At 55.0% G+C, this 23,223-nt stretch carries 21 protein-coding genes; 15 read left to right on the forward strand and 6 right to left on the reverse strand.

Annotated features, from left to right (window positions below):
- Positions 1-48 precede the first annotated feature (48 nt).
- From ABWV47_RS20745 to ABWV47_RS20770, 6 genes are all read left to right on the forward strand, one after another.
- The gene (locus ABWV47_RS20745; RefSeq protein WP_353315321.1) at positions 49-1,209 is read left to right on the forward strand and encodes an ABC transporter ATP-binding protein; all 1,161 of its coding nucleotides are present in this window, start codon (positions 49-51) and stop codon (positions 1,207-1,209) included.
- 109 nt (positions 1,210-1,318) lie between these two features.
- Entirely contained in the window at positions 1,319-2,188 is an 870-nt protein-coding gene (locus tag ABWV47_RS20750; RefSeq protein ID WP_502959730.1) for a carbohydrate ABC transporter permease, read from the forward strand.
- Entirely contained in the window at positions 2,185-3,147 is a 963-nt protein-coding gene (locus tag ABWV47_RS20755) for a carbohydrate ABC transporter permease (RefSeq protein ID WP_353315323.1), read from the forward strand. Before ABWV47_RS20750 ends, ABWV47_RS20755 begins: the two co-directional genes overlap by 4 nt.
- Before the next feature lie 99 nt (positions 3,148-3,246).
- Positions 3,247-4,494, forward strand: a complete 1,248-nt coding sequence (locus ABWV47_RS20760) for an ABC transporter substrate-binding protein (RefSeq protein ID WP_353315324.1) — start codon at positions 3,247-3,249, stop codon at positions 4,492-4,494.
- Between the two features lie 61 nt (positions 4,495-4,555).
- The gene (locus ABWV47_RS20765) at positions 4,556-5,389 is read left to right on the forward strand and encodes a phosphodiesterase (protein ID WP_353315325.1); all 834 of its coding nucleotides are present in this window, start codon (positions 4,556-4,558) and stop codon (positions 5,387-5,389) included.
- Entirely contained in the window at positions 5,386-5,661 is a 276-nt protein-coding gene (locus ABWV47_RS20770) for a metallophosphoesterase family protein (RefSeq protein ID WP_353315326.1), read from the forward strand. The genes ABWV47_RS20765 and ABWV47_RS20770 overlap by 4 nt, the downstream gene beginning before the upstream one ends.
- Here ABWV47_RS20770 and ABWV47_RS20775 read toward each other — a convergent pair.
- The 3 genes from ABWV47_RS20775 to ABWV47_RS20785 are packed head-to-tail and all read right to left on the reverse strand — an operon-like array spanning position 5,658 to position 9,486.
- Positions 5,658-6,674, reverse strand: a complete 1,017-nt coding sequence (locus ABWV47_RS20775; protein WP_353315327.1) for a Gfo/Idh/MocA family protein — start codon at positions 6,672-6,674, stop codon at positions 5,658-5,660. The genes ABWV47_RS20770 and ABWV47_RS20775 overlap by 4 nt on opposite strands.
- A 45-nt stretch (positions 6,675-6,719) precedes the next feature.
- Complete coding sequence (locus tag ABWV47_RS20780; protein ID WP_353315328.1) at positions 6,720-7,676, reverse strand: 2-hydroxyacid dehydrogenase; 957 nt, start codon at positions 7,674-7,676, stop codon at positions 6,720-6,722.
- A 13-nt stretch (positions 7,677-7,689) separates the two neighbouring features.
- Positions 7,690-9,486, reverse strand: coding sequence for an IlvD/Edd family dehydratase (locus tag ABWV47_RS20785; RefSeq protein ID WP_353315329.1), 1,797 nt, complete (start codon positions 9,484-9,486; stop codon positions 7,690-7,692).
- Positions 9,487-9,671: 185 nt separating this feature from the next.
- Here ABWV47_RS20785 and ABWV47_RS20790 point away from each other — a divergent pair, with 185 nt between their 5' ends.
- Entirely contained in the window at positions 9,672-10,553 is an 882-nt protein-coding gene (locus ABWV47_RS20790; protein WP_353315330.1) for an NAD(P)-dependent oxidoreductase, read from the forward strand.
- Here the strand turns inward: ABWV47_RS20790 and ABWV47_RS20795 are convergent.
- Positions 10,548-11,237 (reverse strand): GntR family transcriptional regulator, encoded by a 690-nt coding sequence (locus ABWV47_RS20795; protein WP_353315331.1) that lies wholly within the window; start codon positions 11,235-11,237, stop codon positions 10,548-10,550. The two genes, ABWV47_RS20790 and ABWV47_RS20795, sit on opposite strands and share 6 nt — an antisense overlap.
- Before the next feature lie 194 nt (positions 11,238-11,431).
- Between ABWV47_RS20795 and ABWV47_RS20800 the strand changes: the two genes are divergently transcribed.
- The 6 genes from ABWV47_RS20800 to ABWV47_RS20825 all read left to right on the forward strand — a co-directional run bounded on the left by ABWV47_RS20800 (position 11,432) and on the right by ABWV47_RS20825 (position 18,048).
- Positions 11,432-12,448: a TRAP transporter substrate-binding protein gene (locus tag ABWV47_RS20800; protein WP_353315333.1), complete on the forward strand. Its 1,017-nt coding sequence runs from the start codon at positions 11,432-11,434 to the stop codon at positions 12,446-12,448.
- Positions 12,449-12,522: 74 nt separating this feature from the next.
- On the forward strand, positions 12,523-13,689 hold the full coding sequence (locus ABWV47_RS20805; protein ID WP_353315334.1) for a mandelate racemase/muconate lactonizing enzyme family protein: 1,167 nt from the start codon (positions 12,523-12,525) through the stop codon (positions 13,687-13,689).
- Positions 13,690-13,702: 13 nt separating this feature from the next.
- On the forward strand, positions 13,703-14,575 hold the full coding sequence (locus ABWV47_RS20810) for a TRAP transporter small permease subunit (RefSeq protein ID WP_353315335.1): 873 nt from the start codon (positions 13,703-13,705) through the stop codon (positions 14,573-14,575).
- A complete protein-coding gene (locus ABWV47_RS20815; RefSeq protein ID WP_353315337.1) occupies positions 14,575-16,203 on the forward strand; it encodes a TRAP transporter large permease in 1,629 nt (542 codons plus the stop codon). Before ABWV47_RS20810 ends, ABWV47_RS20815 begins: the two co-directional genes overlap by 1 nt.
- Before the next feature lie 65 nt (positions 16,204-16,268).
- A complete protein-coding gene (locus ABWV47_RS20820) occupies positions 16,269-17,159 on the forward strand; it encodes an NAD(P)-dependent oxidoreductase (protein ID WP_353315338.1) in 891 nt (296 codons plus the stop codon).
- The gene (locus tag ABWV47_RS20825) at positions 17,152-18,048 is read left to right on the forward strand and encodes a DMT family transporter (protein ID WP_353315339.1); all 897 of its coding nucleotides are present in this window, start codon (positions 17,152-17,154) and stop codon (positions 18,046-18,048) included. Before ABWV47_RS20820 ends, ABWV47_RS20825 begins: the two co-directional genes overlap by 8 nt.
- 27 nt (positions 18,049-18,075) lie before the next feature.
- On the opposite strand, the gene ABWV47_RS20830 is transcribed toward ABWV47_RS20825, so the two are convergent.
- On the reverse strand, positions 18,076-18,783 hold the full coding sequence (locus tag ABWV47_RS20830) for an FCD domain-containing protein (protein ID WP_353315341.1): 708 nt from the start codon (positions 18,781-18,783) through the stop codon (positions 18,076-18,078).
- Positions 18,784-18,838: 55 nt separating this feature from the next.
- Complete coding sequence (locus ABWV47_RS20835; protein ID WP_353315342.1) at positions 18,839-20,470, reverse strand: GMC family oxidoreductase; 1,632 nt, start codon at positions 20,468-20,470, stop codon at positions 18,839-18,841.
- Positions 20,471-20,734: 264 nt separating this feature from the next.
- Here ABWV47_RS20835 and ABWV47_RS20840 point away from each other — a divergent pair, with 264 nt between their 5' ends.
- On the forward strand, positions 20,735-22,159 hold the full coding sequence (locus ABWV47_RS20840) for an aldehyde dehydrogenase family protein (RefSeq protein ID WP_353315343.1): 1,425 nt from the start codon (positions 20,735-20,737) through the stop codon (positions 22,157-22,159).
- Between the two features lie 57 nt (positions 22,160-22,216).
- Positions 22,217-23,191, forward strand: coding sequence for an ABC transporter substrate-binding protein (locus tag ABWV47_RS20845; protein ID WP_353315345.1), 975 nt, complete (start codon positions 22,217-22,219; stop codon positions 23,189-23,191).
- The last annotated feature ends 32 nt before the right edge of the window (positions 23,192-23,223 follow it).

A 23,223-nucleotide genomic window follows, 5' to 3' on the forward strand; every position in this document is an offset into this window, starting at 1 on the left:
ACTGACGGTCCGCTTGCCTAAACCCGCCCTGTCAGATGGAGGAATCGGATGGCAGGACTGAAGATCGAGAACATCGCCAAGCGTTTTGCCGACGTCGATGTGCTTAAGGGCGTTTCACTAAACATCGCAGACGGCGAGTTTGTGTCTCTGGTCGGACCATCGGGCTGTGGCAAGTCCACGTTGCTGCGGATCATTGCCGGTCTGGAAGAGCAGAGCGAAGGCGATATCCATATCGGTGGGAAGTCAGTTGCTGGACGCCGTGCTGCAGACCGCAACCTCTCCATGGTGTTCCAATCCTATGCGCTTTACCCGCACCTGACGGTATTGGAGAACATTGCTGTGCCACTAAAGATGCGCCGGTTGAACGGTTGGCAACGTATGCCATTTCTCGGACGGTTTATGCCCGGGGCGCGCAGGCTTGTGAATGATATCGACGCCGAGATTTCCCAAGCCGCCAACATGCTTGAGATCGCGCATCTTTTGGATCGCAAACCCGGTCAGCTTTCTGGCGGTCAGCGTCAGCGGGTCGCATTGGGCCGTGCGCTGGTGCGCAATCCGGCAGCCTTTCTGTTGGACGAGCCGCTTTCGAATCTTGATGCCAAGCTGCGCGTGCAGACACGCGCCGAAATCGCCCAACTGCATCGCCGCCTGGAGGCGACATTCATCTATGTGACCCACGATCAGGTCGAGGCCATGACCATGTCGGACAGGATCGCAGTGATGATGGGAGGGCGCATTTTGCAATGTGCAACGCCGGATGTGATCTATGAAGACCCTGACACCATCGAGGTGGCCGAATTTATTGGCTCTCCAAAGATCAACATATTGCCGGTCAGATGTGAGGCCGGCGGGCGGTTGGCGTTTTTTGACCAAACGTTGGATCTGCGGGTAACGGAGCGGATCAACGGGGCGGTCTCGCTGGGGCTGCGGCCCGAGGCGTTGCAGCTTTGCAGCGAAAATCCTGTCTTTCAAGGCACTGTGGCGCATACAGAGAACCTTGGCGCGGAACTCTATGTGCAGGTCGGTATTCCGGGTCTTGAGGGCCGCATTGTCGTGCGTGCGGACGCGGCGCGACGTGCTGATTTGGGCATAGGAACGTTGGTAGGCTTGCGATTTGACCTCGCCCGCGCCCTTGTCTTTGACGGTCAGGGCCAGCGGGTGCGGTGTATCGAAACGCGTGCCACTGCATCCTCTCATGAGGTTGCGTAACATGGCTATGACTGAGTGTTCATGCACCCCAGCAACGACCACAGCACTAAGTGCTCAGCGACAGGAGGGGCGGGCGGCGTGGTCTTTGACGGCGCCTGCGTTGGTCCTGATGTTTGTGATCCTTTTGGTGCCGGTGCTGGTCGCAGGGTTTTTGTCCTTCACCAACTATTCGCTGGGCAATAACGGGTTTGATTGGGTTGGCACAAAGAACTACGAAAAACTATTCACCCGTTCCACGTATGAAAAGATGTTTGTTGCGACCTTCACTTATGTGGTTACGGTGGTACCTATCTCCGTCGGCTTTGGGCTTGGGGCTGCATTGCTGATCAACTCGTTGGGGCGGTTTCGCGAGGTATATAAAACCATCTATTTCCTGCCTGTGATGGCCACGCTTCTGGCGATGGCGATTGTTTGGGAGTTCATGCTGCATCCATCGATTGGCATGGTGAACCACGTGCTTGAGATGAGCTGCGGCACGCTGCTTGAAGTGATCCCTTTCATTGCGAACGGCTGCGTTGACCGCTTTCCGTTGTGGCTTGGCGATCCGGATTACGCGATCTGGGTGGTTTGTTTCATTGGCGTTTGGCAAGGCTTTGGCTTTAACATGGTGCTCTATCTGGCTGGTCTGACCTCGGTGCACCGTGAGCTGTATCACGCGGCCGAAATGGATGGGGCCAAATCCGGCTGGGAGCGGTTCCGTTTGGTCACGTGGCCTGCGCTTGGCCCGACCACGGTTTTTGTCGTCACCATCTCTTGCATCCGTGCCTTTCAGGCGTTTGACACCATTGAGGCCTTCTGGCCGCAAGGTGGCGGGCCAAACAAATCCGCCTATGTGATGATGTTCGCCATCTTTGAGAAAGGTGTACAGCAGAACCTGATCGGGATCGGCTCGGCCATCACCATGCTGTTCCTCGCCTTTGTTATGTTTCTCACCCTGATCCAGCGGTGGCTGGTCGAGCGCAAGGTGCACTACGGATGACCCGCGAAATCCTCAAACATATGGTGCTTATCTTTGGTGCCATCGTTGTGCTGGCGCCATTTTACATGATGGTCAGCTATTCCTTCAAGAGCCCCGGCGAGATTGATCGCGGCGAAGGAGGCTTCTTTGGGCGTCAGGAGCTTATGGTGGATGAGCGTTGTGTGAAGCTTCGTGATCCCAACCGCGACGACATCGCCGCTGCGCGGGCCGATTTCCCTGGCCAGTCAGACAGAGACATCAGCGCTGCCCTCATCGATCAGGCCGAGGCAGACTGCGCTATGCGCCCGGCCATGTTCAACTACACCAAAGCCTTCAGCGAAGCGCCGTTGCTGCGCTATCTGGTGAATGGCGTAATCGTCACGGCGTCGATTTTCTTGATCCAGATCGTTGTGGCGCTTCCTGCCGCCTACGCCTTGGCCAAGCTCAAATTCTGGGGGAGGGAGGCCGTGTTTGGTCTCGTGCTCTTTTGCCTGCTAATTCCGGTGCACGCCATCGCGCTGCCGCTCTACATCATGCTAGCGAAGGTCGGGCTGACCAACACTTACGCGGCGCTTGTTGTGCCGTGGACTATCTCGGTCTTTGGCATTTTCCTGATGCGCCAGTTCTTCATGACGGTACCCGATGATCTGATCGACGCTGCCCGTATGGATGGCATGTCCGAACTCGCCATTGTTTGGCGGGTCATGCTGCCCACTGCCATTCCCGCACTTTTGGCTTTTGCGATCTTTTCTATTGTGGCCCATTGGAATGATTATTTCTGGCCGCGCATCGTGGTGACAGGTAACCGCGATCTATTCACACCACCGCTGGGCCTGAGGGAATTCAAAGGCGACGGCGACGGGTCGTTCTTTGGCCCCATGATGGCCACAGCCACCGTCATCGTAACACCGCTGATCATCGTGTTTCTGGTAGCGCAACGCCGCTTTATCGAAGGGATCACGCTGTCTGGAATGAAGTAGGGCGGGGTGTCCCGCCCTACTTATCAGCCCCGCAAGGGGACAATCACCGGGGTCGTCCAATCGCCAAATCTTCCGGCCCCGACAACAGGAGTAGATGTAATGAAATATAATGTAACTGCAATGGCTTTGGCGTTTTCTGCCTCCGCCGCTTTGGCCGAGGACATGGTGACCATCGAGTTTGCTTATCCATACAGCCACCTCTTTGACGTGACCTATGAGGCGATGATGCCCGCGTTCAAAGAAGCGCACCCTAACATCGATGTGAAATTTCGCGCGACTTATGAATCCTATGAGGACGGCACCAACACCGTTCTGCGCGAAGCTGTCGCAGGCAGCTTGCCAGATGTGACCATGCAGGGCCTGAACCGTCAGCAGCCGCTGGTGGAAAAAGGCATTGCCCAGTCGCTTGAGCCATTCATCGCAGCAGAAGATGACTTTGAAAAAGATGGCTACCACAACGCGATGCTTTCACTGTCCACCTTCAACGACGAAGTGCACGGTCTGCCTTTCTCTGTTTCCCTGCCGGTTGGCTACTACAACATGGACATCCTGCGCGCCGGCGGCATCCAAGAGCTGCCAAAGACTTGGGACAACGTGATCGCTGCTTGCAAAACCATGAAAGCAAACGGCATCGACAACCCAATCTTCTGGGGCTGGAACATCACCGGCAACTGGTTCATGCAGGCGCTTTTATGGTCTCAGGACAAAGCAATCGTGGAAAACGGCCGCGTGACGCTGGACAGCCCAGAGGCACTGGTTGCGCTGAAGCAAATGCAGGAGATTTTCACAGAGTGTGAGATGCAGAACCTTGAGTGGAAGGCGGCCCTGTCGTCTTTCTCTGCCGGTGAAATTGGCATGATGTTCTGGTCCACTTCTGCCCTGGGCGCAGTTGAGCGGTCTCAAGGCGACTTTGAATTGGTGACTGGCCCGTTCCCCGGTCTTGGTAAAGCGCCAATGGGTCTTCCAGCTGGCGGAAACGCTGCCATGCTGACGTCGACCTCCGACGATCCCAAGGTGCGCGAAGCGGCTTGGACTTGGTTGAAATACATCACCTCCGGTGACGGTGCCGCGGAAGTGGCGAAAACCACTGGATACATGCCGCCCAACAAAGCTGCGAACGAAATCATTCTTGCGGATTTCTATGAGCAAAACCCAAACAAACAGACCGCTGTGGATCAGCTGCCGCTGCTACGCGATTGGCTGGCTTATCCCGGGGACAACGGTCTAGCGATCACGCAGGTGATCTATGACAGCATCGAACGCATCGTGACTGGCGACGCCACTGACATGAAAGAGCTGCAGATCGAAATGGTCGAAGAAGTGAACGACCTTCTGCCCAACGGTTAATCAGACTGGTCCGATCGCCTATGTAAACATGGGCGGCCGGATTCTTTTTTCAGGACAGGCCATGAAAATCATCCATATCTCTGACATTCACCTCACCATTCCTGGCGAAGAGATGGGTGGGCTTGACCCTCATGCCCGCTTTGCCCGTGCGCTTGCCGACGTGGCCAATCACCACGCCGATGCCGAGAGGCTTGTGATCACAGGGGATTTGGCGCATTGGGGCGAGGTTGATGCCTATGAAGCGCTGAAATCGGCGCTGGAGGGTGCCCGTATTCCAGTACGACTTATGATCGGCAACCATGATAACCGCGCCAATTTCCTAAAGGTATTTGACAGCCACCCAGCTGATGCAAACGGCTATGTCAACTACGCGGAAACGCTGAACGGTACGCGGATGATTTATCTCGACAGTGTGGGCCATAAAACCCACGCTGGTCATTTCTGCTCCCAACGCCGTACATGGCTTGATGCGGAACTCGCTAATGCGGAAAGGGCGCGGATTTTCCTGCACCACAACCCGATGCCTGTGGGGTTGCCTGCCGAGGATAAAATCGCCCTCGTTCGCGCGGATCGTGCAGCCTTTAAGGCCTTGCTTGAAACCCACAGCGCGCGAATTGACTATATCCACTTTGGACATGTGCACGCGCCGATCCACGGGCGTTTCGCGGGCATCCCTTTTGCCAGTGTTCCGTCGACCGGCAACCAGTCTCTGCCAGATATGACCGAGACCGAGGTGCTGACGGGCGCGCCGTTGGAGCCAGCTTTTTTCGTTCTGTTGATCGATGGTGATGACACTACGATCCACCAAATTCCATTTGCGTGGGACGGGCCGGTGATGACGTCTGGCACCGGTTGGGACGACTGGGCAAAGCCAAACATGACGGCAGCGGAGTGAATTCAGTCACCTACCCAACACCCTATGTCATTGGCGGGGATTGTGTGCTCTACGATGCTGATCCTGCGCGTCATCTGGCTTTGGCCGTGGACAACTTAAATGCGGAAGACAGCGACGAGGCCTTCGTTGTGCTGACCGGGGATATGACCCATTGGGGCAATCCAGACGTGCATGCCGCCTTCGAAGCATCGATTCACGTCTTGACTTGTGTCCATGTTCTGAAAGGCCGTGGGACAATCGAAATCAAAGACCCATTGGCACCACATCTCTAGAACAATTGAACACGTAGTTTTGTCAATGCAGCTTTTTTAATTGCTTCGACAACTTCCAAGCTTCGCAAGCCGTCTATTCCCCGCACCAACGGCTGGGCGCCTTGGCACACGTCCAAAAAATGTTGCAATTGGGCTGCCAGAGGGTCTTTTGGATCAACGTGCAGTTTTGTCGATGCTATCGGCTCCCACCAACTGCGCTTTTGCGGGTGTTTCCAGAGGCGTAGGTCGGGAACGGACAAGGAACCATGGGACCCGGATATTCGGTAGGCATCTGCGTCCACTAGTGGATAGGCCGGGTTTTCGCCGGCGGTAAACTCCCAGCTCCATGGCGCGCAAACAGCGTCTGAGACCATAAATGTTCCCAACGCTCCGTTCTCAAATTCCAAAATGATCGAGGCCGTTTCTTCGACGGCGTAACCGCGTGCAGTTGAAGACTGAACGGCCTGAACAGCTCTGATCTCTCCTACGATGAATCTTAGCAAGTCCACATCGTGAATGAGGTTTATGAAGATGGGCCCTGCACCGGAGTTGCGACGCCAGTTTTGATCAAAGTAGTCATCGGGCTTGAAGAGCATGAAATGTCCGCTCACGGCGCGAATATCGCCTAGATCACCGTCGGCGACACATTGTGCGGCCCGTTGGGAGATCGGGTTGTGACGCCTGTGATGAGCCACCAAAAGCGGTACGGATGCCTTAGTGGCTTCTGTAACCAAACTTGCTGCAGTTGCCGACACGTCCGAGATTGGCTTTTCAATCAACACAGGCAATTTGTTTTGGACACACAGGCGGGCATGCGCGATATGTAAATGGTTCGGGGTTGCCACAATCGCCCCCTCCAGCGTGCCTGTGTCCAGGCAAGCTTCTGGTGTTTCAAAATAGGCGCAGCCCAAAGCTTGTGCAAAGCTGCGGGTTTCCGGATTGGGATCGACGATCGCTGACAATACCCCGATATCAGCGGCAAGTTGGGCGTGTTTGCGGCCTATCAACCCCGCTCCGATGACTGCCAACGACATTTCGACCTCGCTGTTTTCTCGTGCTGTTGTTGCTGCACGCCGAGTCTAATTGAACAAGTGAATGCACTCGGGGACCGGTGTGTGCATCTTTCCTGAAGCCTTGTGTTCGACAATGTTGTCGACGGCCAATGCCCCCATGGCGCGGCGCGTTTCAATTGTGGCACTACCGATATGAGGTGTGACGACTACATTGGGCATCTCGCGTAAGGTTTTTGGGATATATGGTTCGTTTTCAAAGACATCCAATCCTGCTCCGCCAAGCGCACCACTGTTTAGCGCGGAGGCTAATGCTATTTCATCCACAACAGATCCACGACCGACATTGATCAAAACACCGTTCGCGCCCAAAGCGGCCATGACATCTGTGTTAACAATGTGGTGGGTCGATGCACCGCCAGGCGCTATACAGATCAGCACATCAACGTGCCGAGCCATTTCGGTCAGGGACGTAAAATACTGGTAGTCATTGTCCTGTATGCTACGGCCGCAGTAACTGATTTCCGCACCAAAGGGTGCCAGTTTGCGCGCCAAAGCTTTGCCGATGCGACCGAGGCCCAAAATGCCAATTTTTCGTCCGTCGGCGGAGCGTGTCAAAGGTAATCCACCTTGGGTTTCCCAGCGGCCGGCCTTGGCATGATTTGCCTGTGTCACAAATCCACGCATCACGCTGAGGTATAGCAACAAAGCGGTGGTGGCGACTTCCTCATCCAATACGCTCGGAGTGTGAGACACTGGGATCCCTCGTGCGTTGGTTTTGCCCGTATCGATTGCGTCATAACCAACCCCGTAAGAGCTAACTGCTTTGAGGTTGGGCACGCGGGAGAGAACCTCGGAGGGCAGCCCTAGATGCCCATCCGTTAGGATGTAGCGAATGTCCTCGCCATGCTCGTCCAGCCATGTTGGGACGTCTGGTAAATCGTGCTCGTAAACCACATCAAAAGCGCCACTCAGGCGTAGTTGCATTTCAGGTGTGGTGGAGCAAAGCACCATAAGGTCAGCCATAGTCGGTGTGTCCTCAGTGATTGTTACGTGGTGTGTGTTTGCGGGCGATATCGCGGTAGGTTGGGGCATCGCGCAGAGTCATTCCCCGATCAAACGGTTGCACCAGTTCGCGGAAGTACTGCTGCCAAGGCGATTGGCTTTCTGGCACGCTATACCCACCTTGCGCCATAAGGTCTGTGGCACGTTTTTGCAGCTCCTCCATATCCACCAACATGTCCGCCGTGCATTTATTTAGGTCAAATCGCACCCGGTCGCCGGTCTTCAAAAGCGCCAGCCCACCATTGTCAGCGGCTTCGGGGGAAGCGTTCAGAATGGAGGGCGAACCCGAGGTGCCAGATTGCCGACCATCTCCCACGCAGGGCAGTTCGCTTATGCCTTGTTTGAGAAGGTATGACGGCGCGCGCATGTTCACCACCTCCGCGCCACCGGGGTAGCCTTTTGGGCCTGCGCCACGCATAAAGAGAACACAGTTTTCATCAATATTTTCAGTCGGATCGTCAATGCGTTTGTAAAAGTCTTCAGGGCCGTCAAACACAATCGCCCGGCCTTCGAATGCATTTGGGTCATGTGGATTTGACAGGTATTTTTGGCGGAAACTTTCAGAGATAACGCTGGTCTTCATGATTGCGCTATCAAACAGGTTTCCACTTAGGTTGATGAAGCCTGCAGCAGCAACCAAAGGCTCCGCAACAGACTTGATCACCTTACGGTTCATCACATCAAGGTCTCGGCAATTGGTGGCGATTGTCTGGCCGTTGACGGTGACCGCGTCGGGGTGGGGCAAGAGATCGGCCTTAAGCAATTCAGACACAACGGCAGGGACGCCCCCTGCGCGGTGGTAGTCTTCGCCGAGATATTCGCCTGCGGGCTGCAGGTTCACCAAAAGCGGCACATCATGACCGATGTTTTGCCAGTCGTCATTGCTCAGCGGTACGTTGAGGTGGCGCGCGATGGCGTTGAGATGAATGGGCGCATTGGTGGAACCACCAATGGCAGAATTGATCGCAATAGCGTTTTCAAAAGCCTTGCGGGTCATGATGTCAGATGGGCGCAGATCCTCCCAAACCATGTCTACAATGCGCATACCAGTTTCGTAAGAAATTTGTCCGCGTTCGCGGTATGGGGCGGGAATTGCGGCGGAACCCGGGAGCTGCATGCCCAAAGCTTCAGCCAGTGAGTTCATTGTTGTGGCTGTGCCCATGGTGTTGCAGTAGCCCACAGACGGGGCGGAGGAGGCAACAATATCCGTAAATCCTTCATCATCAATTTCGCCTGCAGCGTGTAATTCGCGCGCTTTCCAGACAATGGTGCCAGAGCCAGTGCGCTCGCCGCGGAACCAGCCGTTCAACATGGGTCCAACCGAGAGCGCAATGGCGGGGATGTTGACCGTGGCGGCGGCCATCAAAAGGGCCGGGGTGGTTTTGTCGCATCCAATGTTTAACACAACGCCGTCAATGGGATACCCAAACAACGTCTCAACCAGAGACAAGTAGGCGAGATTGCGATCCAACATCGCCGTGGGCCGCTTGCCGGTCTCTTGAATGGGATGCACCGGGATCTCAATGACCGTACCACCGGCGGCAATCACCCCATCGCGCACGCGCTTTGTCAGTTCAATATGGTGGCGATTACAGGGGCTTAGGTCGCTGCCGGTTTGGGCAATGCCAATGATGGGTTTGCCACTTTGCAATTCTGCGCGAGTCAACCCATAGTTGAGGTACCGCTCCAGGTATAAAGCGGTCATTTCTTGATCTTCGGGGTCGTTGAACCATTTGCGCGACCGGAGTTGCTCTTTGGTAATCTTGGGCATTTGGTCCTCCTGACCGTGTCGGTATCGCGTCGGTATTCCGGTGGTAATGCGACGGTGGAAAATAGCACATTTGCGCCCATTTCGCAGGACGCTGTTAGCGCCTATAAACACCGAAATTTCTTGCCTGCGTCAATAAGTTAGTATGTTAGTTGGGTTCGCAAGCGCTTTCAGGGGAGAAAAAACGGGTGGAGAAAAATCCAAAAACCGCGTTGCTAGGGGTCGGCCTCATGGGGCGGCCAATGTCCGAAAATCTGGCTGCTGGGCAGGTGCCTTTGACGGTGTGGAACCGCAGCAGCGGTAAATGTGACGGGCTGCCGGACATCGGCGTGGAGGTTGCAAAAAGTGCGTGTGATGCCGTGCGCGGCGTTGCGGTGGTCATTAGTATGGTCGCGGATGGCGTCGCGAGCAGGGCATTGGCAGAAACATGCCTTGAAACCCTCGCGCCTGGTGCGGTTTGGATCGATATGTCCAGCACCAAGCCAAGTGACGCGCGAGACATCGCTGCGCTCTTGGCGACACGCGGCATCGCCTTTTTGGATGCGCCGGTGTCCGGCGGCACCAAAGGCGCAGAAGCCGGTACGCTGGCGATTATGGCGGGCGGTGACGCGGATACATTTGCGCAGGTCAAACCGATCCTTAGCCACATGGGGCGTCCGGTTTTGGTGGGCCCGGTCGGCGCCGGTCAGTTGGCGAAACTGGCGAACCAAGCGATTGTTGCCTGCACCATCGGAGCGGTCGCAGAGGCGACGCTATTGCTCACGCAAGGTGGTGCAGATGCGGCCGCGGTGCGCGACGCTCTTAGCGGGGGCTTTGCTGACAGCGTGATTTTGCAACAACACGGTACCCGTATGAGTGAGGGCAACTTTGTGCCCGGCGGTCTGTCGCGCTTGCAGGTCAAAGATTTGATAAATGTGGCAGATGAGGCTGAAAGTCTGTCATTGAGACTGCCAGTGACAGAGCAAATACTATTGCGGTTCAAACGTTACGTGGATGATATGGACGGCGGAGAGCGCGATCATGCTGGCCTCTACGAAGAACTCAAAGACCTCAATGGGCTATCGTCATGACACGCCTTCAGTCCAAAGCTTGCGCCTTGCGCTCTGGCTGACACTTGGCGGCGCTTTGCTTGGATCGATCAAGCTGCGTGCGAGGTGTTGTGTGATACGTTCACACACCAGCGTCTCATCTCGTGCGAGTGCGGCATCAATGATGCCCTGATGTTGTGCGACGTTTTCCGGCACAAATTGGAACAGCCGATCCGCAGTGATCAATTGTTGCCGAATGCGCTGGTAGACCTGATCATGAGATTGGATCAGCAGCGTCGACCCGCAGGCCTCAATCAACGTTCTGTGAAATTCCAGCTCAGCAGTTGTCCACATAATTAGGGTATTGCGGTCACTTTTTCCAAGATCAACATGTCGCTCAATGTGGCCAAGTTTGTGATGCGCGGCAGTCAGGCGTGCCTCCCACTCAAGGTCACCGAGTCGAATCGACAGGCAAGCTCCTTCACACTCAAGCAGGATGCGCATTTGTGTGAGTTCCTGTTGAAGTTGTGGGGAGTTCTTGGGAAGTCGAAAGCCCTTCTGATCTCGGAAATCCACCAGTCCCAACGTGTGCAATCGGAACAACGCTTCGCGGATCGCGCTAGCGGAGCAGCCAAATTCGGACGCCAGTGTCGAGGGCTTAAGTCTTTGCCCCGGCTCAAAATGTCCGTTTACAAGTTGGTCGCGCAGAAGGGCAAAATGATCCAAGAAGGTGTCTCCAAGCGCAAAAGTTACGGATGTTGTCCGACAAAAAAATTTCGTGATTACAATCAAATCTCGAAAATTCAAGAAATTCAACAATTTTGTTGCCTGAAATGACTCTTCGCCATAGTTTCGTCATACCAAAAACAACAACGGCTAACGTTGGGTCAAGTGTTTAGATCTAAGGGAGGAAAAGATCTATGAAAGCGACGAAACTGATGGCGGCGGCAGCTGCTTTGACCATCGGGGCAAGTGCCCTATCTGCTCAGACAACAACTTTGCGTATTCAAACCCATTTTTCACCAGAAACATTGTCCGGCCAATTGGCTGAGAAATACGTCAACGACGTGACAGAGATGTCCAATGGCGAGATTGCTATTGAGATGTTCTATTCGTCCTCGGTTGTGAAATCCGCGGAAACTTTTGATGCGGCGGCTACTGGTATTCTGGATTGCGACATGACCGGTGGTGCGTATCAAACCGGCAAGAACCCAGCGTTTCAGTTCACCGGCGATTTGATGGGTGGTTATACCAACCCTTACCAACAAATGGCCTGGCTTTTGCATGGGGACGGTCGCGCGGCGGTAAATGATCTCTACAATGCGCACAATATGGAGTTTGTCGGTTGGTGGATTCCAGGTCCGGAGTCGCTGGCATCAACACGTCCTATTCGTGGTGTGGAAGACTTCAAAGACTGGAAATTCCGCTCACCTCCTGGCATGGCAACGCTGGTGTTTAAGAACCTCGGTGCCTCACCCATTGTGATGGATTTCAACGAGATATTTACCGCACTGGAAACCGGCATCATCGATGGGGCTGACGCTGCAAACCTGACCAACAACATTGGTCTGGGTCTTTATGACATTGCGGAGCACACCAACTATCCGGGCTTCCACTCTATGCCAGCAGACCACCTTGCGTGCCGCAAAGACGCATGGGACGCGATGCCGGCCCATCACCGCAAGATCATGGAAGTGGCCATGGACAGCCTCGCACTGCACAATGCAACCATCAACGAGGTTAAAAACGCTCAGAACGCTAAAGTGCTGCGTGACAAAGGTGTTAACCTGTACGAATGGTCCCCGGAAGAGTTGGGCAAATTCCGCGCTGCTGTGAAAGCTGGTTGGGAAGAGTTTGCCACCACTCCGGAAGCCAAAGCACTGTTGGCGAGCCACGTTGAGTTCTTGGTGGGTATGGGTGCGATGTCGGCCGACTAATCTGACGCAACATCCCCTAGATTGGCGGCTGCTTCGGTGGCCGCCAATTTTCACCCACCCGGATGTGGCGCGATATGAAAATCACCAAGATCACCAGCCATATTTTGCAATATGACATGCCCGAGCGGCTTGGCTATTCGCAGCAGTATTATGACAAGCGGAGCGCTCACATTGTTGAGGTCGTGACCGCAGAAGGGGTGACCGGCTGGGGCGAGTGTTTTGGGCCGGGCAATGTAGCGATTGCCAATAAGGCGATTGTTGAAGGTGTGATCCAGCCAATGGTGCTGGGTATGGATCCGTTGGATCGAGATGTGATTTGGCACAAGGTTTACAATCTGCTGCGCGACCACGGCCAAAAAGGCATGCCGCTGCAAGCGCTGTCTGGTGTGGATATTGCGCTGTGGGATATTGCTGGCAAAGTTGCCGGGCTGCCGCTGAGCCAGATGATTGGCGGGCAGCATCGCAAGGACGTCACAGTCTACGGTTACGGTATGATGCTGCGACCGGAACCGTTTAAAAGCCTTCGTGGCCGATTTGTTGAGGAGGCCGCCGCGATCCGTGATGCTGGCTTTGTTGCCACAAAGATGAAAGTGGGGCTCGGCCCCAAAGAAGACATCGCCTTGGCCGCAGCTGTGCGAGAGGGGGTTGGGCCGACGTTCAAGTTTATGGCCGACGCCAATCATTGTTACACCACCAGTGACGCGCTCTACGTTGGGCGTGGATTGGAGGAGCTTGAGGCTTATTGGTTTGAAGAGCCGATAGCGCCGGAAGATTTGGATGGCTATCGCGAGCTGCGTACACAGTTGAAAATCAATATTTCCGGTGGAGAAGCGGAGTTTAACCGATGGGGGTGGCGCAGTCTGTTAGAGGCGCGTGCACTCGACATTGCGCAGCCCGAAGTCTGTGCGCTGGGCGGTATCAGCGAATACTTGCGCGTGTTGGCGTTGTGTCATGCGCATTTCACGCCTGTGATCAATCATGTGTGGGGGTCCGCAATTGCGGTCGCCACCAATTTGCATCTGCTGTCGGCGATGCCGCCGCTGCCCGGCGGGTTGCACCCGTGGGAACCGATGCTGGAATTTGACACCACCGACAACAAGTTCCGCGATGATTTGCTTCAAGAGCCGTTGAATATTCAGCAGCAAGTCAAAGAAAACAAAGGTCGGGTGACAATCCCGACGGGTGTGGGGTTAGGTGTGACGCCAGACCGCGCCTTTATCGAACACTACAAAGTTGCATAGCGGGGAGAGCGACGTGACGAAGACCGTAGGGACATCAAAAGCAATATCCACGGGCGCGCTCATTGAGTGGGTGCTTCCGATCGCCTTTTTGATCTGCGCAGGTTGGGCGGTGTGGCACACACCAGCCTACATCCTGAGTTTCATCCCCCCCGCAAACGAGAGCCTTTTTGAGCAGATGAGCCAGCTGCACTATCGCAAAGATGTGACGCCCGATATGAAAGGACTGTTTGGCGGTCGCGCTGATGTGCTTGATTGGCTCGCTTTGATCTTGATGCCAGTTGTGTTTGTGCTCGGCACCCGGACGGTGCGCCACCACGCAATCGAATTTCCGCATTGGCGCCGCATCGATCGCATCGCGCTGTTTGTCGGCCGGATCACCATGATGCTGATCATCTCCATGACGTTGGTGATGCTGTATGAGGTGTTTTTGCGCTACGCGATTGAGGCGCCAACGCTTTGGGCCAACGAGCTTACGCTTTGGTTTGCGGGCTATGTGTTTTTGTTTTCCGGTTTCTACGGCATGCAACAGCGCGGCCACATCCGCATTTTCCTGCTTTATGATGCTGTGCCACGGTGGCTTCAGCGCACATTCGATGTGATCAGCGCGAGCCTGATTGTAGTGTTCGCGTTTTTCCTGATTTTTGGCAGCTACAAGCAGGTGTTTGTGGTGAAATTCTACAAATGGGAAATGTTTGGCACCGCCTTTGATCCGCCGATCCCGGCAACGGTGCAGCCGATGATCCTAATCATCGTGGCGCTGATTGCGGCACAATCAGTGATCAATGTGATTTCGGATTGGAATCTGGAACCAGAGGTGCACACAGCCGCCGATGACATCGACAAAGAAGAACTTGAAGCCCTGAAAAAGAGCGTGGGAACAAACTGATGGACGTAGGCACTATTTCTCTCATTCTGGTCTTTGGATTGATCACGCTATTGGCCATAGGTATGCCGCTGGGCTTTGCTTCAGCGGTGCTGGCGCTTGTTGTTTTGGTGCTAAAATTTGAGCCCAATGTTATTTTGGCGCCTTGGACATTTGGGGAAGGGCTGTTGACGGGGCGTCCGGGCACCGGACCGCTTTACCTTTTGACCCAGAAGATATTCGATCTTTTGACCGAATATGTGCTCATTTCCGTGCCGCTGTTCATATTTATGGCCGCATTGCTGGAGCGGTCAGGCATCGCCAAACAAATGTACACCTCGCTTGATTTTTGGCTGAGCCGGGTGCGTGGCGGCGTGGCGATTGTGACGTCACTTATGGCGGTCATTATGGCGGCAATGTCCGGGATTATCGGGGGCGAAGTGGTTCTGTTGGGTCTGATTGCGTTGCCGCAAATGCTGCGACTTGGGTACAATCAAAATCTTGCGATCGGCACCATTTGTGCCTCCGGCTCGCTGGGCACAATGATCCCGCCTTCGATTGTTTTGATTATCTATGGCCTCATCACAGAGACGTCGATCAAAGCGCTATTCACAGGCGCGTTTGTGCCGGGTTTCATGCTGGCCAGTTTCATCATTTTATACATTGTGATCCGCACACAGTTGCGCCCTCAGGATGCGCCGCTTCCCGAGCCGCAACCTGGTGACCCCACCGGGGTTCAAAAGCTTGGAATGTTCGGTGCCTTTTTGTGCATTTTGGCCTCTGGGTTTGGCACATTGCTGTTCCTGCGGGCGGTGTATTTCACCCTGACGGGCATTAACGCAAATCCTGACCTTGTTGAGGACCCGATTGGCCTTGGCATGAGCTATCACATGCTGCCTCTGGCGATTTTTGCGGCGGGAGCCGCAGCTGTGGCATTTTTCATATTTGGGCGAGAGCGCAGTCGATTGGGCTGGGAACACGGCAAAGGTTTGGTGCCGCCGTTTACGGTCATTGGCGTGGTCTTGGGCTCGATTTATGGCGGTATCACAGGCATCACCGAAGCGGCCGGTATGGGCGCGCTGGCGGTGTTCATCATTGCGGTGCTGAGAGGTGAAGCCTCGGTTGCGTTGGTGTGGGACAGTTTGTTGCGCACGCTACGCTCGACGGGAACCATCATCTGGGTGACCGTTGGCGCGGCTGCTCTGGCGGGTGCGTATACCTTGGCGGGGGGGCCAAACTATATCGCGAACCTGATTGTGGGTAGTGAAATGCCCACCATGTTGGTGCTTTTGACGATGATGCTGATCTTGTTGTTCATGGGCGCATTTATGGATTGGGTTGGCATCGTGTTGTTGATCATTCCAGTGTTCCTTCCAATTGTGCAACGTTTGCCGATTGAGGAAATCGGCTTCATCGGACAGCTTGCACCGCACCACGTGTCGATTTGGTTTGGGGTGTTGTTCTGTATGAACATGCAGGTCAGTTTCCTATCGCCTCCCTTTGGGCCAGCGGCGTTCTATTTGAAATCAGTTGCGCCGCCACACATTTCGCTGACCGATATCTTTAAGGGGTTTTTGCCGTTTATTGGGGTGCAAATTCTGGCGCTGGCGGTGCTGTTGATTTGGCCAAATATCGTGACAGTCTTGTTGTAACAAAACCGGAGCTTTTGGGCGTGCATCGGATGTGATGTGTTCGCCCGTTGAGAAGGAAGAGACAAATGAGCAAACCCAAAATTGGATTTATTGGCATCGGGCTTATGGGCAGTGCTATGGTGCATCGCTTGCTCGCTACGGGCTATGAGGTGACGATTGTTGCCAATCGCTCTCGACCATTGGTGGACAAAGCTGTTGCCGCAGGTGCCGTTGAAGTCGGCAGCGCAAAAGAGCTGGCCGCGTGCAGCGACATTGTGATGATGTGCATGAGCACCAGCGATCAGGTTGAAACCCGCATGCGCGGCGATGACGGCGTACTGGCGGGGCTTCCAGCTGGAGCGGTTGTGATTGATTTTGGCACGTCGCTGCCCGCGTCGACCAAGGCGCTGGGCGCGGAGACTGCTGCCGTGGGTGGCACGTACCTTGATGCGCCGCTGGGGCGCACACCTCAGCAGGCGATAGATGGGCTGCTCAATATCATGGCAGCGGGTGACAAAGAGGCATTTGACCGGGTGAAACCCGTGCTCGATGATCTGGGGGAAAACGTCTTTCATTTGGGTGCATTGGGCGCAGGACACACCACCAAGCTGATCAACAATTTTTTTGCTCAGAACATCGTCAATGCACTGTCGGAGTCTTTTGCCATGGCCGATAAAGCGGGTCTGAGCCGTCAGGATCTCTACAACGTGATCTCCGCAGGACCGCTGCACTCTGGCATGATGGATTTTTTGTCGGTCTATGCGTTGGAAGGCGACCCCTCTAAGCTGCAGTTTTCCATAAAAAACGCGTCCAAAGATGTTGGCTATTACGTTCAGATGACCAAAGACGCCGGCGTCAAAACCTTGATGGGGGACAACACTTTGGCGGCGCTTGAAGGGGCGAACGCCGCTGGCATGGGGGAGCAGTTGGTGCCGGAAATCCTTGAGTACTATATCGACCAATTCAAGGATGGGTGACCCAAAACAACGCGCAGGCGACCTGAGCACGATCACCGTCGCGGTGTTTATGATGTTGGCAGCCAACGTGTTGTTTTCCATGACGGACACATCAACCAAATGGTTGCTTGCCGGGGGATATGCCGCGTTGCAATTGGCGTTCTTGCGCTATGCAGTTCAATTCGCGATCACCAGTGTCGACGTGGCGCGGCGCGGCCCACAGCGTTTGCGTCTACCAGCGAAAGTTTGGGCGGTTTTGTTTTTACGGGCGAGCCTGTTGGTGGGGTCGACAATTGTGAATTTCGTGGCGCTCAAATTCCTGTCTCTGACAATGACCTCAGCGATCATGTTTTCCTCGCCCATTTTTGTGTGCCTGTTGTCAGGACCTTTGTTGGGCGAACAGGTGGGCGCGAAGCGCTGGGCGTTTGTTGGTTTGGGTTTTGTTGGCGTTTTGGTTGTGATCCGGCCGTTTGGCCAAGACATAGAGTGGGCGGCCGTGATGATGTTGCTCCCGGCCATTGGACTGGCGCTGTATTCAATTTTGACCCGCAAGCTGGCCAAAGACGTGGACGCGGCAACCATGCAATTTGCCCTTGGTTTGCTGGGCACGCTTGTGTTGGCACCCTTGGCGATGACCGTTTGGATCGCGCCGTCCCGCCCGCTTGATTGGGTCTTCATGGGCGCGATTGGCGTCTGCGCTTGGGCAGGGCATGAGCTCCTAATACGGGCACACAAACGGGCTGAAGCCAGTTTTTTGATGCCGTTTTCGTATAGCTATTTGGTGTTTATGGCGCTGGCCAGCGTATTGGTTTTTCATGATGTGCCGGATTTCGCGACGCTGTTGGGGGCCGTTTTGATCACGGCCTCAGGCATCCTGATCTGGCACCACAGCCGCAGTGCGAAAGCCTAAACAAAGTGCCCTAACGTGTGCGTTTGTTCAGATGCCCACGAACGTTTTGACAACTTGCTCCCATGCGGCGTTCAGGTGATTGCGCAACGCAGCCTCAGCAGCGTCGGCATCTCGTGCTAAAATGGCGTCAAAAATCGCTTGATGGGCTTCAAAGTTGGCCTGATTGCGATCGGGCAAACGAGGCATTTGTGACCATTGGGGGGCGAGCCAGCTGGTGTAGGCCTTGTGGATCGCTGGTAGCACTGGATTGTTTGAGATCTGATAGATCACGTTGTGGAACGCTATGTCAGTTTGATAAAACTCTTCGCTGTTGTGAATCGCCTCTTTGTTGATGGCCAATGCTGTGCGCAGGGCAACAATGTCATCCTTGTCGGCGCTCTCTGCGGCTTGGCGTACAAGCGCCGCTTCGATGATGATGCGGGTATCAAACAGATTTTTGACGCCTCCTGGTTCGTGCAAGAGGTGCTCAACGATGCTTTCAACAGCGGTGAAGGCTGCATCGATGCCGGGTTTGCGCACAACAGGTCGATAGCGCGGCCGTGCCTCGACCAGGCCGCGATTGGAGAGCGCCAGAACCGCCTCGCGAACAACGGTGCGACTGATGCCAAACTCTTCGATCAGGCTGCGTTCTGATGGCAATGGTTGTCCATCGACAAGGTCGCCGCTTTGAATTCTTGCCGCCAATTGGTCGGCTACCAAATCGGACGCTCGTTGCTTCTTTTCAGTGCTGGGCACGGGGTGTGCTCCTTTGTCTTGTTCTCTTCTGGAGTGGCTGCGTGTCAGGTCCGATTCACAAGCGGCCCATTATCATGTCTGCGCAGCGGTCGCCAAGCATCATCGCAGGAGCCTGCGTGTTGCCTGCGTTTATGTCAGGCATCGCGGAGAGATCTGAGACCCGTAAGTTGTCCACGCCGCGCACGCGCAGGCGGGGATCCAAAACGGCCATCGGATCGCGGTCATGGCCCATTTTTGCGGTTCCGGCTGGGTGGTAGTTGGTTTTGACAAAGCGGCGGCAGTGATCGCGCAATGCCGAGTCGGATCGCGCATCTGGCGCGGGCAGCATCACCTTGTCGACATGAGCGGCAAGCGGCGCGTTTTCAAACGCCTGCAAAAAGAACTTTTGTCCGGCAACCATGGTGTCCAGATCGCCGTCGTCTTTGAGTAAGTTAGGCGAAACGGCTGGCATCTCTGTGGGGTCCGCGGAGGTCAGGCGGACCGTTCCTCGGGATTTTGGTTTGACAACAACTGTGGTCACAGTCAGCCCATAGCCGTCTTCGACCAAGTGTTGCGTGTCACGATCCACGTAGACAATCGGCACACAAAACGCCTGAACAGATGGCGGGCTGTCTGGATCAGATGGATTGACAAATGCGCCGGCTTCGACCCCGGCGGAGGTCACGGGGCCGCTGCCGAAAAGTTTGAATTGCAAGCCATTTTTGATCATGCGCCACCCGTCACCTTGTTTGTAGTACCCTGCTCGACCTTTGATGCGCGCCGTGATTGGAACTTCTGGATGATCCACGAGGTTTTCACCAACACCAGGAAGATCGATGTGGGTGGTGATGCCATGCTCGGCCAAATGCGCTGCTGGTCCGATCCCGGAAAGCATCAGGATTTTAGGTGTGATGAGCGCGCCGGCGGAGAGGATGACCTCTTTTTGGACGGATACCTCATGTACATCGCCCTTGGCGTCGCGATAACGCACAGCTGCAACGCGATTATCTTCCAAAACCAATTTGTCGACTTCGGATTTCAAGCGCACCACAAGATTGGGATTGTCTTGTTGCGGGGTAATGTAGGCATAGGCGCTGGAAGAGCGCCGTCCATTTCGGTTCATGAATTGATAAAAGCCAACGCCGCGTTGGGTGCCATTGTTGAAGTCGGATGAAAACGGCTCACCCAGTCCCTGAACCGATTGAACGAATAGACGTGACAGCGAGTCAATGTGGCCGGGATCGGAGACTTTCAAAGCGCCGCCAACTCCGTGGTGTTCGTTGTGCAAGCGGTTGTTGTCTTCCATGGCGCGAAAATGTGGCAGTACGGCATTCCAGTCCCAATGCACCGTGTCGTTGCAGCCGCGCAATGTGTCCTGCCAGCTGTCGTAGTCAGCGGGTCTTCCCCGCATATAGACCTGCGCATTCACGGACGAGCCGCCGCCAAGCACGTGGCCTTGCGGTATATCGTGCACACGCCCATCGAGATGCGCCTGCGGCGTGGTCTTATGGTAGCGCATGAATTTTGTGCCTTTGATCATCTTGAAGATGCCCGGTGGCATGTCCAAAAGCGGATGCTTATTAGAGTATCCTGCCTCCAGTAACAGAACCTTGCCTTGCGAGCCGCGCAGTTCAGCGGCGAGCCGGCCAGCGACAACGCAGCCCGAAGCGCCTCCGCCCACAACAATATAATCAAAGGTTTCGTTCATTTCGTTCACTTTCGGTGGCGGTGGTCCACTGTTGAGTGTGCTCGTGAGGAGTCGGTGCCTTCATTATAATCATACCAAATGTTTTTGAAAGTAGAATAAAAGAAGGCTGTCAGGTGGCCATTTGGGCGTGAAGTTCCATTTTTTAATATATTGGTTGACAGAAAATTGGAATCAGATCAAACCTAAGATCAACTTTGGTCATACCAAAATGGATAAGCTGTGTTTAACTTCGATCTCGCTGGAACATCCCCTATTTCCGCCCACATGTTTGTTGACGGCATCTGGCATGCCGGTTTTGGATCAGAGGTTAGTCATGTCCTCAATCCCGCCACAGAAGGTGTCATTGCCATCACGCCACGCGGAACTGTGGAGGATGCAAGAGCCGCACTTGAGGCGGCACGACGGGCTCAGATTTCTTGGTGCAAGGTGCCGCCGGTTGAACGTGGCAGGGTGGTGCGTAAGCTTGGCGAATTGGTTCTCGCGCGGCGTGCAGATTTTGCCCAACTTATCACTGCAGAGCAGGGCAAGCCTCTGGATCAGGCGCTGGGTGAGGTGGGGGCGACGGCAGAGTTTTTGTTTTATGCCGCCGAAAATGCCCGGCGGATCGAAGGCGACATTTTGGCCTCCGACAATCCAAATGAAGAAGTCCACATCCGCCGCTTTCCATATGGCGTTGTGGTGGGTTTGACCGCTTGGAACTACCCCGCCGCGCTGACGGCCAGAAAACTTGGGCCTGCTTTGGTCGCGGGCAACGCTTTTGTGCTTTTGGGACACGAAATCACACCGCTGTCAGGTTTGTTCTTGGCGGCGCTCTCTCAAGAGGCGGGTCTTCCAAACGGCCTCTTCAATGTGGTGACCGGGAAGGGGCCAGAAATCGGCCGTGCCTTGGTAGAGGATCCAATCACCGCGATGATCACGATGACCGGTAGCACCCGCGCTGGTCAGGAAATCTTTCGCTCCGCTGCTGATGGAATAAAAGTTCTTCGTTTGGAGCTTGGCGGAAAAGCTCCGTTCATCGTGATGGAAGACGCGGATATTGATGCGGCAGTCGCGGCTGCGGTTGTAGCGCGATACACCAATTGCGGGCAAATCTGTACCTGCAACGAGCGCATGTATTTACATCGCGATATTGCAGATGAATTCCTAGAAAAGTTTGTCACGCAATCCGCCGCGCTCACCATTGGTGATCCCACGCAATCGCCGGACATGGGCCCAAAAGTCAGCCGCGAAGAAGTGCAAAAGGTCGCGAGGCTGGTCGATGACGCTGTGGCGCAGGGCGCGGACGTGCTTCTTCAGGGGGGGGCCTTAAGCGACGGCGACTTTGCCAAGGGATTTTGGTATGCGCCAACGGTTTTGGAGGTGCCCAACAATGCCTCCCCTATCATGAGGAATGAGGTCTTTGGGCCTGTTGTTCCAGCTTTGCGCGTGGATGATTTTGATCATGCGCTCGCGCTTGCGAACGACACGTCATTCGGGCTCTCAGCCTATGTATTCACCCAAAATCACCGCCGCATCATGCAGACGCCCTATGCGCTGAAATTCGGCGAAATCTATCTTAACCGGGCCAATGGCGAGCAGGTGCACGCGTTCCACAATGGCTGGGGCCAATCGGGCCTTGGGGGGGAAGATGGAAAACATGGTTTCGACGGGTACCTGCGAAAGCAGAGCCTGTACGTCAACTGGGCTTAAAGCCCGGATCACATGCGGCCACGAGGAGAGGGTCGCCGTTCAACTGGAGGAAAACTTATGAAACGTCGTATTTTGCTTGGTTCTGCTATGGCCATTGGATTGGGTTTCGGCGCCACGCTGACATCCGCCGAAACACCGCCGTTGGCTGTGAAAGACACCTACAAGGTTGGCTTCTCTCAAATGGAGAGCAACAACCCTTGGCGGATTGCGGAAACCAAATCGTTCCATGATACTGCGGAAAGCTGTGGCTGGGAGCTCATCGCAACTGATGCCGCAGGTTCTGCCGCCAAACAGGTCGCTGATGTGGACAGCATGATTGCCCAAGGCATCGACGTGCTGTTCCTACCGCCACGCGAAGAAAAGCCGCTGATCCCTGCGGTGATGAAAGCGCACGCGGCTGGCATCCCAACGTTCTTGGTGGACCGGTCTGTTGATCCCAATGTCGCCAAAGCCGGCGAACACTTCGTGGCCTTCTTGGGGTCTGATTTCATCGAGCAAGGCCAGCGTGCAGCGGATTGGCTAATCGCGAACTTTGATGGCGATAAGGGCGTGATTGTGGAGCTAGAAGGCACCACGGGTTCTTCTCCTGCGAATGATCGTAAAAAGGGTTTTGATGATCAGATTTTGACCGATGATCGCTTTGAAATTGTGGCGTCCCAAACCGGTGATTTTGCGCGGGATCTTGGCCGTCAGGTCATGGAAACGCTGCTGCAGGCTCACCCCGATGTGAATGTGGTTTATGCACACAACGACGAGATGGCGATTGGCGCGATTCAAGCGTTGGAGCTGGCTGGTCGCAAGCCCGGCGTTGATGTGACCATCGTGTCCATTGATGGAACTCGGGATGCGTTGCAGGCGATCATTGACGGCAAGATGGGCGTCACCGTGGAAAGCTCGCCCTTCTTTGGCCCGCTCGCTTGCGACGTGATGAAGCGCTACGCGGCTGGCGAAGAGATCCCCGGTTGGGTCAAAGTTGAGGACCGTGTCTTCACCATCGACAATGCCGTCGATCATATCGACGAAGCCTACTAAACACTCCCTGTGCCAAAAGGGGCGGTCCGCCG

The organism is Shimia sp. NS0008-38b (assembly GCF_040370365.1).
Classification (GTDB): domain Bacteria; phylum Pseudomonadota; class Alphaproteobacteria; order Rhodobacterales; family Rhodobacteraceae; genus Shimia.